Genomic DNA, 16,187 nt, shown 5'->3' with positions numbered 1-16,187 from the left:
TTAAATTGTTGTGGCTTTTAGGATCTGAAGATGATACTAAAGCAACTTATATCATGGGTAAGCCGGCGTATATCCAGTAGTTTTAATATTGGTTTTTTCCGTTTGAGATTTGCCAAGAGAATTAATGATGTTTCACCATAACGTGAAACATCATTAAGGAAGATGAGATATTAAATCTTAAGATACTAAGCAAGAACTGGAATTGCACAAATTGTCTGTGGGCAGCTTCATTGGCGCTCTATTGATTTGGGCTGGCTTATGAAAAGCATACTGATTACGTCCAGGATTACTTGCTGGATTTAGATTTAACTCCTGTGTCCTAATCGCGCTCGTTCCCGCTTGTTCGATTGCTGAATTCGAATGACTCGTGGCAGTTTCAGCCGCAACAATTGGTTTACCTATACCGGCGTGATTTTCTATACTATGAGCTTCAACCAACTCAGGACTGTTCTTTTTATCTGAGTCATCAAAAGAGAGATCACCTAAAGCATAAGATTGCGCTTCAGTTTCTTTTTCTGAGCCATTTTCTATGTCAAACTCAATATCGCTGTCATCTGAGGTAGACTCGGAAGTATCACTAATAGAATCATAAGAATCTGTCTCTGCTTCTCCTAGATACTCCTCCAAAAGGTCGTATGTATCCATGTAGTCCACAGATTGTCCACTCAATTCATAGGTCATCTCAGGGGCTTCTTTTTCTTTAGATAGTTCTTCGGTTTCGTCGATGGTTTCCGTAGATTCAACGGTGGCCATTTCTGGTCCAACTGATGCTAAAGGTTCAGCGAGTTCAGTGATGTTAGAATGATTTTCTGCTGTTACCTCTGTAACGTCTATGGAAGATGTTTCGCCGACTCCAGTTTGTATTTTTGCTAAATATTCATCGAATACATACCAATTACAACTCGCCTCTAACATGTTAATTACATGCTCGCAATAATCTGAATAAAGCTCTCCTGTTCCCTTGAGTGACGTTAAGAGATTAACATCTGCCCCTGTGTATTTATTAAGGCGTAAAGTTACATTTTTAGGAAGCAAATGGGGATGGTTCTTAAAAAGATCAGACAATCCGAATAAAATATCATCTCGGTCATCAAAAAAATCAAAAATAATTTCTTCTTGAGGATGTTTTGCAGCTGCGTTTTGAACCTGAGCAAATAGAAGGCTTCTTTTGGTGTCATCCATATCACAGGTAGCATGGCTTTGCTTAGGATCCTCAAAATAGGAGTTGTCCTTAATTTCTTGCATAATTAAATTATAGGAAGTTCCATGAGGAAGATTTCCTGTCACATCAGCAATAAGAAATGGATTAAACTTAACATCCAAATCCTCACATATGGTTTTAATCGCAGGAAAACATGATCCTTTAAATGTGGTTGGACCGCCCATATTAGCGTAATCCAACTCATAGGATTGTCTATTGGAGCCAATCAACGCATAAACCTCATCAAAATCAGCGTTTTCGAGTTTAATTTGATCGAGGAAAGCTCTGTTGTGGATTAGCACAGCATCCCCAAGATGTTTTGTAAATCCACCATGGTCTGCTTTAATATAATTTGAATTAAATAAACATCCATCAAAATCAAACGATAAATAACGTATAGCCATTTTAATACCTTTATAAAAATTATTCGGTTAAATATTAAATTGAGATGAGATTTATGGTTTCTCAGTGCTAATGACAACGTATAGTTGCTAATAGGAAGTGGAAGCCATTGGTAGGTATCTATGGGTTTTATGCAACTGCTATTTCGGATTAGCCGATACAAAAAAAAGCACTGATTCACTTAAATATCTATCTCAACATAAAAATCTGCTATTGATTTAGTTAATAAGTTTTACCAGTCCTCCATTCAGTACAGACACGCAACAATTATCTGATGAATATTTGAATAATGATTAAGCGTATTTTAATTAAATTTTCTTAAGGCAATATTAAGTAACCTAATTTTTGTCCTGGAATCCAATTTTACTTGCTTAATAATGACTTAATTTAATTTTGATATAATTGTATTTATTTTGTACATATCGAGGTGAACATGAAATTAATTGACGTGCTGAGTAAGTTGGTGAAATCAAAAAATAAACCGATGGAAAAAGTGAAATTAAATGGTTTATTAGCCATTTTACCGGATGAAGTCCTGAAAATATTAGTATCCTATCTCGATTTAAAATCAGTACTGAATTTACGTAACCTCTCCCAGGAGCACTTAGAAAAAGTGAACCTGCTGTTAAAAGATGAAAAAATTTCCAAAAAATTGGGTATTGTAAATGAAGATGTACAAGGACTGTTTGCAGTCGGTCAAAACGTACAATGTGTTAAGTACAAATCCTCCCATGTTCGCCGCATCACTCCAAGTACTAAAACAATTAAAAAATCATTCCAGTCTAACTTGACCCTATTTAAGGATAAAGAAGAGGCGTCAAAGTATCTTGATAAAAAAGTGGTTGGGACCGAGCTAGAAAATATTCCCGAGAGCAAGCCTTATCTTGCAGTTGTGCAGGTTAAGAAACCTAATACCTTATTTAAGGTCATGAAAGATACAAGTAATGCATTGGCGGTCACAAGCTCTAAAGAAATCAAAGATAAACTCACCTTTGTAAGTTAAGTTATAGTCGGGGTCTTGGATAATAACCAAGACCCGTGCTATGTGGCGCATTTACTGAAGAATTTCATCTGCACTGTGGATTATGTCCAATCTTCCAATGTTGGAATTATGCCAACAGATAGCAGTAATCTTATATACAAAAAAAACAAATGTGATAATATTTAATCCGAAAAAACTGGTTACTTTTACTGCAAATGTTTTTTTCAGTGCTGAATTGACAAGTATTTGTAATTTGGATTAAAGCTTGATGCAGGCTATAAATACTTGTCAATTTAACATCGGAATTTTTAGACGTTGCAACGGTTTTTTCTGCGCATTTATGGAGAATAAGTCAATTCAACCAGACTTTTATTTTTATATATTTAAATTTTAGGGAATAAAATGAGCAAAATATACGCAATAGTTAGTCCTGCATACACCAAGGTAGGTGATAATTTTACCGATTTGACCTCTTATTTAGTTTCACCCTTTCACGCAATGGCTTATGAACATGTTTGTGGCTATTCATTAGGTCATGAAGTCGTTTTTTCAGAAACGCTTGAAGAAGCAAAAAAACTCTTGGAAGAGGGAGTAAAGGGTTCAAAATTAGAAGCCAAAACTGCAACTCAAAAAGCCATTGTCGAGTTAGAGACTAATGAAAAAGGAGAAATCTCTGGATTTGGCAAGCTCTATACAGTCCATTTTGATAAACGCTTTGAACAAGCTGAAGATAATTTCTTTAAATCAGTTCGTATTCCTAAATGGAATGAAAAAGCGATTGATGCTAAAAAAGATGCCTCCCCAGATGCGCTTGCTGAACTGTTCCTGCAGCATGAACGAAGTAAATCTGCAGTTAGTGAACCCGTTGCAATTTAAACACATAATTATCGGACTGGGGGCAGGGCTGGTATTTTTTACCCTTCGTGGAAAACCATTCCAGCTCGGTTCCGAACCTGTCCCGTTCTACCCCGCTTCTCCCAACGTCCCGCAGCTTGTCCGCGGGATCGAGGTATATAGTTCCTAAACTGATTGCTTCGATTATTCCAATCCATAATTAGTGCACTCCAATTCCATTTATCGAGTGTTATTCTTTATTGTAGTCTCAGTGCAATAAAACCGGTTTAGGGATTTCTGAGACAGAATCCACCTTACAACTATTACTGTCACTGTTTACATCTTATCTGGCAAAAATCCTCCAGCTTGCATTTGCCACATGTGACTGTAATGACTTGGTATCTTAATCAGTTCCTCATGCGAACCATCTTCAATAATTCGACCTTTATCAAAGACCAGAATTCGATCCATTTCCGATAAGGTAGAGAGGCGGTGCGCAATCACAATAGTGGTTCTGTTTTGCATTAACAGATGCAAGCCATCCTGAATCAATTTCTCAGTCAATGAATCTAGAGCAGAAGTTGCTTCATCCAGAATTAAAATGGGTGCATTTTTTAGCATCGCTCTAGCAATTGCGATTCGCTGGCGTTGCCCCCCTGATAATTTAATTCCACGTTCACCCACTAACGCATTGTATTTTTCAGGAAGTAAGGAAATAAATTCATGACAATGTGCCTTTTTGGATGCCGCTATGACTTCTGCATTCGTTGCATCAATGCGACCATAACGAATATTTTCCATGAGCGTGCGATGAAATAAAGTCACATCCTGCGGAATCATCGCAATGTTTTCGCGCAATGATTCTTGGGTAACGTCGCGAATATTTGTTCCATCAATCAAAATTTGTCCAGATTCCACATCAAACAAACGAAGAATCAGATTAACAAAAGTACTTTTTCCGGAACCAGATAAGCCAACAAGACCAATTTTCTGGCCGGGCTCAATCACCACGGATTTGTTTTTAAAAAGATGGGCTCCTTCATCATAGTGAAAGCTCACATTTTTAAATTCAATTCTACCTTGAGTTACGGTAAGTGGTTGTGCATCGGATTTATCGGTAATTTCATGTGGCTCTGAAATCAAGGTTAGGGCTTGTCTGCATTTACCCAACTCCTCCGCAAACAACACAAATTGACTGGCGAGATACCATAAATTATAAAAAATGCTGATGGACAAGGAGATAATAAAACTAAAATCACCGATTGAGACTTGATTTTTACTGTACATATCTACCAGGACGTATAAATTAGTGGCAATGAGCACGATAATACTTATGTCCCAATAGGAGCGCATTTTCAAAATAGTCCTTTGCATGGTCTGATCTTTATTTGTGGTATCTTGGGCAGAATTTCGAATTAATTGATTTTCAAAAGCCGATCTGGAGAACAATCGTAAATTGGTGATGTTGCTTATGCTATCAACCATTTTTCCTACTAGTGTTGTTTTGCTGGTGGCAAATAGATTTGACAGATCCTGTACGGGTTTGAAATAAATCATTGCGATTCCCAAAAACACAATCGCCCAGATAAATAATATGAAGGCGAATACAGGATGTACCAGGAGTAGGCTGATGATTGCGATGATGAGCCCGACAACTTGAGCTGCTGCATCATCAATCGTGGTAAAAATTGCTATAGTCCCTGCAGTCATATCAGAGATTTTATTGGACAAACTGCCTGCAAAGTTATTTTGAAAAAAACGATGTGAATGCTGATTCAAATAGGCAAACATGTTATTTATCAAGTCATAACGTATATAGGGAAATAATTTTAATCGGAACCAGTCTGAAAGACGCATATCAATGGCAATCAGGATCCACAGAGTAATATATACGGTTATATAGGGCTTTATCGCACTCAATACAGCGGATTTATCCCCTGAGAATGCGGCAACCTTATCAATGATAAGTTTTAACACATAGGGTGAAAGCGTGTTGTTAATTCCCCAATACACGGCGGTAAATAATAATCCGATAACATACGCAGTGTAGGGCTTAATCAGACTTAGGAAAAATTTACTTAATAAAATGTCTTTTTTATTCATATGGTTACTCTGTTTTAGGTACTATAAGGAATGTAATAAACCATTCTTAATTTCATACCCGCTTGTTACTTGAATCGCGTTTAAAAAATCAGAATCGTGGGAAATAACAATCATTGCGCCCGGATACGCTTTGAGTACCTGGATTACATGGGCCCGTGTTTCTCTGTCCAGGTTATTGGTCATTTCATCCAAAATAAGTAATTTGGGCGTCATTGCGGCAATTTGTGCTAAGGAGAGTCGTGCTTTTTCTCCACCCGATAAAGTAGAAACCAATGCCTCAACCTCTTCATTTTTACGAAATAAAAAATCGTTCAGATGCTTCCTAATTTCGGAATAGGATTTATCCTTCGATAAACAACTTATAACCTCAAAAACTGTTTTATTTGGAGCTAATGTGTTGTAGTGCTGATCTAGGATTCCTATTTCATGGTGATGAGGTACGATCCAAGTTCCTTTTTTTATTACAGACTGATTATCCAAAATGGCTTTAAGTAAACTGGATTTACCTGAGCCATTATCCCCATGAATTGCTATTCGTTCTCGTGCTTTTATTGTGAAACTCAATTGACTTAGAATTGGATTGTTTTCTTCATAACCGACAGTTCCATCACGAACCGTGACTAGAGTCTCATTCGTTTTCATTCCATGAATAGAAAACTTAGGGTAAATGATCTCAGGCACATAAAGCTCAGATAGACGCTGAGTCAACTCGTGTTTTTTGTAATTGATCGCGCTTTTTTTGCGGCCTGAAGTCTCTTGTGCATTTCGTGCTTTACTCTGAGAAACGATGGTAGGCCACTTTCTCTGCTGAATGTGTTTTTCACCTTGAACTCTACTGCTCTTGGCTCGTGCCTCCTCTCTCATCAAATCCATATGTACTTGTTTTTTCTGGCGACTCAAATCTTCAATTTCCTCCTCAATTGCATTACGCTGAATATTAACTTCTCGCAAGTAGTCGTCGTAACAACCTGTAAAAACATGCAAGACGGCATGATCGATATGCCAAATTGTATCTACAGTGGTTTGCAGCAATTCAATATCATGAGTCACTATAATCAAGGTTTTTCTATAATCAGCGAGCATTCTCATCAATGAACGGCGATTGTTGCGATCGAGATGGTTGCTGGGTTCATCGAGCAATAACAGATCCGGATCCGATGCCAGTGCTTGGGTTAATAATTTATGAAAACGTTGACCTCCGCTCAATGAAACAAATTCTTCAATAACTTGTGGAACATATCCTATGTTAAATTCTTTAGGAAAACGGATTTCCCCATCAGTGGGTTCAAGTAATTTCGCAAGCAGCTTTAATAAGGTTGATTTTCCGCAACCATTGCGTCCAATAATCGCAATCCGGTTGCCAAAGGAAATTTGGCCACTAAAGTCCTCAAAACATGTTTTGTGTGGAAAAGAAAGACAAAGATGTTTAATTTGAATTGGCTGATGCATCATGTAACTCACTTAAGTAGTTGAATGGGCAGTTAGTGCGACTGCTTTTCGTCATTGCCCGGCGCTTGGGGCGTACTTAAGAGATAATGTCCATGATGTGTTTAAGCCTCTTGTATGATGTGCTTGTTCGATATTGGGTACAATTGTAACCGATTGCATGATTATCTGTCAATGATTCAGAATCACTCGAGAGTGGGGCGCTTTAGGCGGTTTCTTCCAGGTGAGGAATAAGCTCTTTGCAATGCCTCATGACTCTTTGTTCCTCAGGGGGTAATTGCAAATAATCACCATATTGCTGGATGAGAAATGTTTCAGCGTTTTTGGGAATATTAAGTTCTTTTGTTTCAAAGAGAACGCGTTGTAAAGGATATATTTCATCTTTCTTAATTAAATTTCTTCCAACACAATTATAACCGCGTCCTATATAAGGGCTTGGATTGGTATTTGCTTGTTGAATAATTTTTTGCAAACAAAACTCAAGCAAGTTTTTAGGTAAGATTGAGGCTATAGCTTTATAAAATCCAGGATAGTGTCCTATTTTTACTTTACTGTATTTAGAACTTAACAAACGAGATAGCTTTTTAGCATAAAATTTATATCGTTTGCGTTGTTTTGGATCTACAGGCATGGTGTCGTAGACAAACACGTCAATAAATATACCCTGTATATAGGGTTCATTGCCTTTTTCATGTTTTTCGATAAAGCGGCTGGTGCGGTCTCGGATTTTTAAAGGAGTAGCCATATTAAAATAACCGGGATCGCTATGAATTGTTTGCAGCCACATCCAGTCTGGAATTTCGGTTGGTGCTATACGTAGAAATTGTTCGTAACTGGCGCGCGGCATGGCAATATCTACATCATCATCCCAAGGGATAAAACCTTGATGGCGAACTGCTCCTAAAAGAGTTCCTGCATCAAGCCAGTAGTCCAACCCATGTTTAAGGCAAATAGAATCCACCACTCCAAGCATCGTAAGCATTTTCAATTGAGCTTGGCGTAACCTGCCATCATGAAATGCTGTTTCTGCAGAATAAGGATTTGGATTCTTTGTTAATGTCATAGTGTTTTCTTCCTAAATGACAGCAAAAGCTATATTAGCAAAATAATTCAAATTCATTAACTATAATGAAACAAAAACTTAAATAATTGATTGACTCAAGCAATACCTAGATCACAGGATGAATAATAGAGCTTGTAGGATACTGCGAGTGAATGGTAAGCCAATAAGGGGAAATCATGGTGCAGTTATTTACTGATGTCGGTCCAATGTTGATTCAATATAGAGAAGCAACTTCTAAAGGTCGACATGCCCTAATGCAGGATAAAATTGCTGAGATCAAAAAGCTTCCCGGACAAGTTTCTCATAAGCAGCAAGCAAAGATTCATTATAAAACTTTAGCATATGCTGCGACATTCATTAACTATGTGGACGTGATACAACGTATAGAAAATCAGCAATATTTTGATGTTTTATTAGATTTCTATGGTATGGAAATGGATGCTGAATTAAGCGCTTGGTTTGAGTTTGGTACCACTCCAGGTCAAATGAGATTGAAGCAGCCACTTTGTGAATATACGCCTGAGATTTGGGAGCAATTTCGCAGGGCTCAAAAAGCCCATTTGAAAAAAACCAACAAAACCTCTCTTTTTGATCTGGAACAGCTTGATATTTATCATCCTCCTTCGAATCAACTCTATCCTATACAAATTCAGATGGGAGGTAAACTTCAGAATGAAGCAGTAGATAGAATCAATATTGATGGACATGGACGTATTCGTTTTGCCCAACATTACGGATTTTATATTCTCCCTGGTGGTGGGATGATTGAAATTACCCAGGTTGCCAAAATTGATGATTTAAAGCGCAAAATGTTAGAGGAGCATTTAGAAGAGGAACATGCAAATCTGTATATAAAGGCGGCTAAGTCATACGATCAGATAGATCAAGGGGATTTTAAGAACGCTCTCACGAATGCGTGTTCGAGCAAGCAGGCTCAAATATTGTCATCAGAGGTTCGTGGTTGCTTGCATAAACTAATTTTAATGCAACAAAGTAATGCGGTTTGTTTGAAGAATATAGTTACTGAACTCGACCGTCAAATAGAAATACAGAAGAAGGAGGTTTCTTTAGAGAAACATACTGAATTACGTGTGGAAAATCTCCATAGGCTTAAGTCATTAATTGAATTACGTGCTCTAGTGCAGGTACAAACTTTTAAATTAACTCCTTTATTTGCCGAAGCTTTTGAGTATATAAAGCGAAATACAATTTGTGTTGATATTCAACAATATCTGGATACCCGGGTCCTTGGGGGATCACAACTATCTCACAGCTTCATTATGAGAGGGGAGCCATTAGAAGATTGGTTTGCTAAAAAATTTGATGGAGTTGAAGGGGAATTTGGTGATGATATATCAGGATCTTCAATTGAATATATGAGTTTACTTGAAGCGTTAAGTAAGTTTAGAAAAATCAAATTTTCTCATATTTTGATTGCATTAGCTGCTTATGAAGAATGTCTTGATAATGGATCATTACATATAGAAACTATCTGGAGTGAAGTACAATTTGAACGATCTCGTCAAGTAATACTCGCAGAGGCGATTAAATTTTTGGATATTTAACTTTTCACCTTAAGAATTTGCATCTCCCGCCGCTAGTCTAGAAATGGATTCCCGTCTTCGTGGGTAGGAATTTTTTTCGGCCATACTTTCCCTATTTTATTTTTTAATAAAAAGTAAGCATTGATTTATCAAAAATTAAAAACGAAAATAACACTCCAATTGTTCTCTAGCATTACAGCTTTGAAATGAGTCCTTTATGTCAGACACTTTAAATCGTTATTACCTACAGACTATGGGGATTGATCTCTGGGTGTTACGTAAGCCTAATCGTTCTTGTGAACAGGATTTATCTACATTAGCTCGAGAGGTCGCTGCATGTACTCGGTGTACTTTGCATAAAACTCGTACGCAAACGGTTTTTTTTCGTGGCAGTTCTAAGGCCAAATTAATGATAATTGGCGAAGCGCCAGGGTTTTATGAGGATCAACAAGGTCAACCCTTTGTGGGTAAAGCAGGAGGTTTATTGAATCAAATGCTACACAGCATTGAGATGATTGAAGAAGAGGTTTACATTGCCAATGTTTTGAAATGTAGGCCACCAAACAATAGGGATCCCCAAGCGGATGAAATTGCTCAGTGCAGTTCTTATCTGGCTCGTCAAATTGAGATTGTACAGCCTCATTTAATCTTGGCTCTTGGGCGTTTCGCAGGACAATTTTTGCTCAACAAACCACTTCCTCTAAAACAATTGCGTAATACATTGCACTACTATCATAATATCCCTTTTATAGTAAGTTACCATCCAGCCTATCTTTTACGTAACCCAGCCGATAAGAAAAAAGCATATTTTGATTTAGTCACAGCAAAAAAATTATTAATAGAGAAAAGCTGCTAAAAACCCTTTCGGTTCAAACATTGTATTATTTGATAAGTATTTCTACTTATTGATTCTATTTAAGTGTATTTCTTATAATATAAGTAGATTCAAAAATTAGTGCTTTTAAAAAAGCCTTGAGGAGAGAGAACCATGAATCCATATAAACGTATTTTTATCGTTGGCCTACCCGGAGCCGGTAAAGGTTTATTTGCAAAACGATTGGCTTTAAAATTGGGTTGGGATTTTATCGATGCTGATCTTGGAATAGAGTATCATATTGGGCGTCCCTTAAATAAAATTTTTGGGGCAGAGGGTCAAAAAGATTTTTATCAATGCCAATATGATCTTCTGAGTGTCCTGAAAACTCAAGAGAATATTGTAGTTGCTACTGAAGCGAGTATTGTTTGTAATGAGGCAATTCGTGACTTATTGTCTACAGAGTTTGTCGTATTTTTGCAAGTAAGTACTGCAGTTCAAATAGAGCGGATAGCACGGAATCCTTCACCTTTATTAGCTACGGATCTTAAACATTTTTTTGATATGCTGCACGCCGAGCGCGATCAATTATTTGAAAAGGTAGCACAGCTTTCTATTAATACAGATGATAATGCATTGGAACAACATGTACTAAGTGCATTTGAGCATGTTGATGGAAATCAAGTAAGTGAATCCACACCAGCCAAATTAAATGAAAAAGATCTCGTATTGTTTCATAAAATATCTCATCTTCCCGTGCACTTATCAGAACAACAAGCAATGTGTCTTAAACTACTTGCCCAAGGAAAAAGCTCAAAAGAAATTGCACGTAGTTTGAATATTTCTTATCGAACAGTAGAAGGTACGTTGGCTAAAACAATGGAGGTTTTAGGGTGTTCCTCAAGTAAGGAGCTGATTGTTTTGTATCATGATAAACCTTAAAAAAAGCTCTCAGTTAAACTTCCATTGTAGCCTAGCTAGGGCATAGGATCGGTATTCCTTTAACTTGGAGTCTACTCCATCATAGCCAGGCTATTTTTTGCTTTGAGCCATGTATTGAATTGCCTGAATGAATGCTTCGTCCGAACAGTTTTTCTTGGGGACATCCGCTTCCTTACACAATCCACTATGCGGCATTAACCCTTTACCCAGTTTCATCGTGTACAATAAATAATCCATCGCCGTTTTATATTCAGTAGGATTTTTTTGGACTTCAAGCTCAGCATTTTTAATGCGTATCTCCCAAGCTTCTTTATCAAAAGCGGCAGGAGCTTTTATCCCAGTTGCAAATTGGGGCGCATGACACGTTTTACATGTGGCTTGATAGGTATTTTTTCCCAAATCATCAGCAAGTACTGAAGTACAAATGACACTAAATAAAATCGTTAATAGATTTTTCATTTTTCCCTCAATTTATGGTTTATCTCCTCTTTTAAGCATACTCCAATATTAGAGCAACTCAAGCTGACTTCTCTTTATTTAACGTACGCAGTATATTTAAAAAAATACTATAATTTACAGCAGCACATCGCATAATTTGCCCACAAGGGTTAGTTGGATTGAATCAAAAGGAAACTTGACCATGAAAGGAACAGAGAAAAAGAAGGCTTCATCTCGATCAAACTTAAAAAAACAATTTGTTGTTCCTGAGATGGTTAATCGCTCTCAATACTCAATGTATATGAATGAACTGGATGAATTTTTTTATTACATTAATAAATGGTATCAGGCAAATCTTGGGAAGATTACAATGGGAATGAGTCCTGCAGTAATAGGAACTGCCCATTGTGATTGGCTTTTGCAATTAGCTCAATCCCCAGGCCACTTATTGGCATTAGCTTGTTATCCAGTTACCCATATCGATGAATTTCTTGCTCATCTACTGTGTGATAAACAACCAGGGCAAGGAAAGGATGTTCGTTTTCATAAAGAAAATTGGCAGTTGATGCCATGGCGTTTTTATGCTGAAGCTTTTATCCAGGTTGAAGAATGGTGGCAATATGCCACGCGAAAAGTTCCTGGTCTTTCCAGCCGAGCAGAACGCACGGTTTCTTTTTGTATTCGTCAGTTACTTGATGCGTTATCACCTTCGAATTTTGTCATGACTAACCCTGATCTTTTTTATGAAACAATTAATACCGGGGGTGCCAATTTAATTCAAGGTACAGAACTTGCAATTGAGCATGGGCTGAGGAGATTAGCGGGTATGCCACCTCCAGGTGCAGGAAGGTTCAAACCAGGCAAGAATGTCGCAATCACTCCGGGAAAAATTGTATTTACTACTCATTTAATCGAATTAATTCAATATGAACCTCAAACTGAAACTGTTTTTAAAGAACCTATTCTGATACTCCCTGCATGGATCATGAAATATTATATTTTGGATTTATCACCGGGAAATTCTTTAGTTAAATGGCTTGTTGCACAAGGACATACAGTCTTTATGGTCTCATGGCGCAATCCGAGGGAAGAAGATCGTGATTTAGGTATGGATGATTATTATCGTTTAGGTTCAATGGCAGCAATCGATGCCGTAAGCACTATTATACCTAAGACTAAAATTCATTTGATGGGCTATTGTCTTGGGGGAACGTTAGCAATGATTACTGCCGCCGCAATGGCACGGGATAAAGATAATCGACTTAAAAGCCTGTCACTTCTTGCAGCACAAGGAGATTTTACAAAAGCAGGCGAATTGATGCTCTTTATTACTGAAAGTGAAATTGCATTTCTGAAAAACATGATGTGGGAAAAAGGTTATCTTGATCCCAAACATATGGCTGGTTCTTTTCAAATGTTACGGACTTATGATTTGATCTGGTCAAAAATGATTGATGATTATATGACCGGGAAAAAACGCGGCATGATCGATTTGCTGGCATGGAATGCTGATGCAACGCGTATGCCTTATAAAATGCATACCGAATATCTCGAGAAACTATTCCTGAAAAATGATTTTGCTGAAGGTCATTTTCGTGTTGAGGATGAAGTAGTAGCTCCTAAAAATGTTCGTGTACCTATTTTTGCAGTAAGTACCGATAATGACCACATTGCTCCTTGGGAATCTGTGTATAAGATACATTTGATGATGCACTCGGATATTACATTTGTATTAACAAATGGGGGGCATAATGCAGGAATTGTTAGTGAACCCAATCATCCAGGACGCTTCTATTATATTCATGAAAGCAAGAAAAGCATGCCTTATCTAGGACCAAAAAAATGGGTGACCAAAGCCAAAAAAAGAGAAGGATCCTGGTGGATTTCTTGGCATGACTGGTTAAGGGATAACAGTTCACAACGACGTGTTTCCCCCCCTCATCTTGATCCTGCGCTACCTCCCGCACCTGGATCATATGTGATGCAAAAATGACATAAACTCAATATATTAGCATTTTGAGTTTTTGTATCTTGGTTGCTGTATTGAGATGTGTTAAATTGAACGCCCTAATTTTTTTTGGAGCGTTATGATGAATAAATTCTCAATTACAGCAGTAGCTTGCCTTATGATTTCAGTATCCGTAAATTCATTTGCGAATACTTCTTTCTTAAAGGTTAATTTTAAGAAAACTTATTGTGGTAATGCCGAATTTGTAGGAAATAATGCAAACAAGCGACCTCACCTTCATTGCGGCGAAACGTTCATGGCTTACAAAAAATCAAATGGCGATCACACGAATATTACAGAATACGGAACTTGTGGTCGAACAGATTCCGTTTTTGATGATATTAAAGCCAATAGAAATGCATTCGAAGATTATCCTGGTATCTACAATGCACTGGTAGCATTCCATCAAGAGGGTTGTCCAAATCAATTAGCATCTAAATAGTAGTTACCCCCTGCAGACTGGATCTTAGCGAAACCCAGGAATTTCTATGTATGAATTTCCGGGGTTTCCGCAGTTAAACTAATCAAATAATCTCAGGATATTTTCAGGTGGGCGTCCTATAACTGCTTTATCTTTATAAGTAACTATTGGTCGTTGCATCAATATCGGGTTTGTACGCATTGCTTGTAACACTTGAGCTTCATTGTCCAGGGACAATCCATGCTCTTTAAAAACAGGCTCTTCTGTGCGAACGAAATCCTTCAAGTCGAAGTGCGCTCTTAAACTGCTTAGTTGTTCGAGAGTTAGCGGAGTTTTTAGATATTCAATAACAATAGGCTCATAACCTTTGCTTTGTAGCAGTTCCAACGTTTTTCTTGATTTTGAACATCTAGGGTTATGATAAATTGTAATTTTCTGCATTTTTTTAAATTAGTTTAGGTGTTGATTTAACTATAACATGTTCTTTTGGTTTTATCTTTATTTTAATTTTGCTGGAATTTTTCAGATTTTTGCCTGCTTTGGCAACCATTTATTGACTCAAGAATAAATATTCTTTTTACTTACATTAATGTTCATTTTATTGAGATCTCTATGCACTTTTCCATTATTCCTATTCAGGAAAAACATATTGAAGCGTTTTGGTACGCTGTAGATAGTGTTGCTCGCGAACGTAAATTTTTAGCTTTTTTAGAAGGACCGCCAATTGAATCAACTAAAGAGTTTGTTTTAGAACATATTAAAAATAATTGGCCTCAAGTTGTTGCCATGTGTGGTGAACAATTAGTTGGGTGGTGTGACATTAGCCCGCTTGATCGGCCTGTTTTTGCTCATGTGGGTTGTTTAGGTATTGGGGTGACTGCTCCGTACCGTGGACAGGGAATAGGGGAGGCATTATTAAGTACGGCATTACAGATGGCTAAGTTAAAGGGGCTAACCCGGATTGAACTTACTGTGCGTGAGCATAATCAGACTGCAATTTCATTGTACGAAAAATATGGATTTGTGAAAGAAGGAGTGCATAAAAATGCTGTGCGAATCGATGGAGAATATGAACATCATATTTTTATGGCTTTGCTTTTTGAATAAGCCTAGAGAGTTGGCAATAAACGATAACCATTGCAAACAACATACGAATTGCTTGTCTCTTTCTATTGTTTTTTTATCTCATCATTGAGTTTTTCTTTATTCAAGGGAAGAGGAACTGACTTTGTGTGATCTTTATAAATATTCCATCTTTTAGAAGAGAACTCTTTTGCTGTAGTTTTTAATAGGAGAAAGGCTAAAAATTCGGCGCAAGCAGAGGGTGGAATCAGTGTTTTTTCTTGGTACGCGTCTTGAAATTCAGTAGCCAATGGGAATTGTTCAACAGGACATTCGCGTAAATTTTTTTGCATACCGGTATCCACTTCTCCGGGGATAACATCAGTTGCTATGATCCCAGGGGGTAATTCAGTCTGCAATACCTGCGTCCACATATCAAGTGCAGACTTGGTGATGCAGTAAGCACCTGCACCGGGAACTGCTTTTTCTGCAGCTACGGAAGTGATGTTTAAAATTCGACCGCCTTGTTTGGAAAAGAATGGAAGTACAATTTGAGTGAGTAGTATGGGCGCAATAAGATTTGTTGCAATGCTTTTCTTAATATCCCTAGGTTTTGCTTTATTTAATAAACCAAGGGGAGAAATAATAGCTGCGCTATGAATCAAATAATTGATTTTTAATCCTTTAATTTCATCCTCAATTTTTTTAAAACCCTTATCAGTAGTAATATCTGCGGATATTATTTTAATCTTATTCGGGTTTTTATCCTTTAATTTAAGTAGTTCATCCTTATGTCTTGCGATAGCAATTACGGTGAGGTCTTGAGATACCAACTCTAAAGCTAATGCTCGCCCGATACCACTGCTTGCCCCGGTAATAAGTGCAACCTGTGACATATTGAGTCTCCATTAAACTTTTGAGTTAGTG

Annotated in this window: 15 protein-coding genes; 8 read left to right on the top strand and 7 right to left on the bottom strand. The window is 37.4% G+C overall.

Annotated elements, in window-relative coordinates; all coding sequences use genetic code 11:
• Window positions 1–177 precede the first annotated feature (177 nt).
• Complete coding sequence (locus ACWTE2_RS21385) at window positions 178–1,605, bottom strand: hypothetical protein (protein WP_454784276.1); 1,428 nt, start codon at window positions 1,603–1,605, stop codon at window positions 178–180.
• A gap of 431 nt (window positions 1,606–2,036) precedes the next feature.
• On the opposite strand from ACWTE2_RS21385, the gene ACWTE2_RS21380 reads away from it, so the two are divergent.
• Together ACWTE2_RS21380 and ACWTE2_RS21375 are read left to right on the top strand one after the other, a co-directional pair.
• The gene (locus ACWTE2_RS21380; protein WP_454784275.1) at window positions 2,037–2,606 is read left to right on the top strand and encodes a hypothetical protein; all 570 of its coding nucleotides are present in this window, start codon (window positions 2,037–2,039) and stop codon (window positions 2,604–2,606) included.
• Window positions 2,607–2,987: 381 nt separating this feature from the next.
• The gene (locus ACWTE2_RS21375) at window positions 2,988–3,461 is read left to right on the top strand and encodes a hypothetical protein (protein ID WP_182391232.1); all 474 of its coding nucleotides are present in this window, start codon (window positions 2,988–2,990) and stop codon (window positions 3,459–3,461) included.
• Between the two features lie 294 nt (window positions 3,462–3,755).
• Here ACWTE2_RS21375 and ACWTE2_RS21370 read toward each other — a convergent pair whose 3' ends face one another.
• From ACWTE2_RS21370 to ACWTE2_RS21360, 3 genes are all read right to left on the bottom strand, one after another.
• Window positions 3,756–5,522, bottom strand: a complete 1,767-nt coding sequence (locus ACWTE2_RS21370) for an ABC transporter ATP-binding protein (RefSeq protein ID WP_454784274.1) — start codon at window positions 5,520–5,522, stop codon at window positions 3,756–3,758.
• Window positions 5,523–5,543: 21 nt separating this feature from the next.
• Window positions 5,544–6,974, bottom strand: coding sequence for an ABC-F family ATP-binding cassette domain-containing protein (locus ACWTE2_RS21365; protein WP_454784273.1), 1,431 nt, complete (start codon window positions 6,972–6,974; stop codon window positions 5,544–5,546).
• 199 nt (window positions 6,975–7,173) lie between these two features.
• Window positions 7,174–8,031, bottom strand: coding sequence for a LicD family protein (locus ACWTE2_RS21360; protein WP_454784272.1), 858 nt, complete (start codon window positions 8,029–8,031; stop codon window positions 7,174–7,176).
• Between the two features lie 176 nt (window positions 8,032–8,207).
• On the opposite strand from ACWTE2_RS21360, the gene ACWTE2_RS21355 reads away from it, so the two are divergent.
• From ACWTE2_RS21355 to ACWTE2_RS21345, 3 genes are all read left to right on the top strand, one after another.
• Complete coding sequence (locus ACWTE2_RS21355; protein WP_454784271.1) at window positions 8,208–9,596, top strand: hypothetical protein; 1,389 nt, start codon at window positions 8,208–8,210, stop codon at window positions 9,594–9,596.
• Between the two features lie 196 nt (window positions 9,597–9,792).
• On the top strand, window positions 9,793–10,431 hold the full coding sequence (locus tag ACWTE2_RS21350; RefSeq protein WP_454784270.1) for a uracil-DNA glycosylase: 639 nt from the start codon (window positions 9,793–9,795) through the stop codon (window positions 10,429–10,431).
• Window positions 10,432–10,563: 132 nt separating this feature from the next.
• Window positions 10,564–11,331, top strand: coding sequence for a shikimate kinase (locus ACWTE2_RS21345; RefSeq protein WP_454784269.1), 768 nt, complete (start codon window positions 10,564–10,566; stop codon window positions 11,329–11,331).
• A 90-nt stretch (window positions 11,332–11,421) separates the two neighbouring features.
• Here the strand turns inward: ACWTE2_RS21345 and ACWTE2_RS21340 are convergent, their stop codons facing one another.
• A complete protein-coding gene (locus tag ACWTE2_RS21340; protein ID WP_454784268.1) occupies window positions 11,422–11,790 on the bottom strand; it encodes a c-type cytochrome in 369 nt (122 codons plus the stop codon).
• Between the two features lie 181 nt (window positions 11,791–11,971).
• On the opposite strand from ACWTE2_RS21340, the gene ACWTE2_RS21335 reads away from it, so the two are divergent.
• A complete protein-coding gene (locus ACWTE2_RS21335; RefSeq protein WP_454784267.1) occupies window positions 11,972–13,762 on the top strand; it encodes a PHA/PHB synthase family protein in 1,791 nt (596 codons plus the stop codon).
• Window positions 13,763–13,856: 94 nt separating this feature from the next.
• Window positions 13,857–14,219 carry a hypothetical protein gene (locus ACWTE2_RS21330; protein ID WP_454784266.1) on the top strand — a complete coding sequence of 121 codons (363 nt, stop codon included), beginning with the start codon at window positions 13,857–13,859 and terminating at the stop codon, window positions 14,217–14,219.
• A gap of 78 nt (window positions 14,220–14,297) precedes the next feature.
• Here the strand turns inward: ACWTE2_RS21330 and arsC are convergent, their stop codons facing one another.
• The gene (arsC, locus tag ACWTE2_RS21325) at window positions 14,298–14,639 is read right to left on the bottom strand and encodes an arsenate reductase (glutaredoxin) (RefSeq protein ID WP_454784265.1); all 342 of its coding nucleotides are present in this window, start codon (window positions 14,637–14,639) and stop codon (window positions 14,298–14,300) included.
• A gap of 171 nt (window positions 14,640–14,810) precedes the next feature.
• Between arsC and ACWTE2_RS21320 the strand changes: the two genes are divergently transcribed.
• Window positions 14,811–15,305, top strand: a complete 495-nt coding sequence (locus ACWTE2_RS21320) for a GNAT family N-acetyltransferase (protein WP_454784264.1) — start codon at window positions 14,811–14,813, stop codon at window positions 15,303–15,305.
• Between the two features lie 62 nt (window positions 15,306–15,367).
• On the opposite strand, the gene ACWTE2_RS21315 is transcribed toward ACWTE2_RS21320, so the two are convergent.
• Entirely contained in the window at window positions 15,368–16,156 is a 789-nt protein-coding gene (locus ACWTE2_RS21315; protein ID WP_454784263.1) for an SDR family NAD(P)-dependent oxidoreductase, read from the bottom strand.
• Window positions 16,157–16,187: the final 31 nt, after the last annotated feature.

The organism is Legionella nigrisilvae, assembly GCF_977063395.2.
This window is presented reverse-complemented; position numbering and strand designations above follow the sequence as displayed.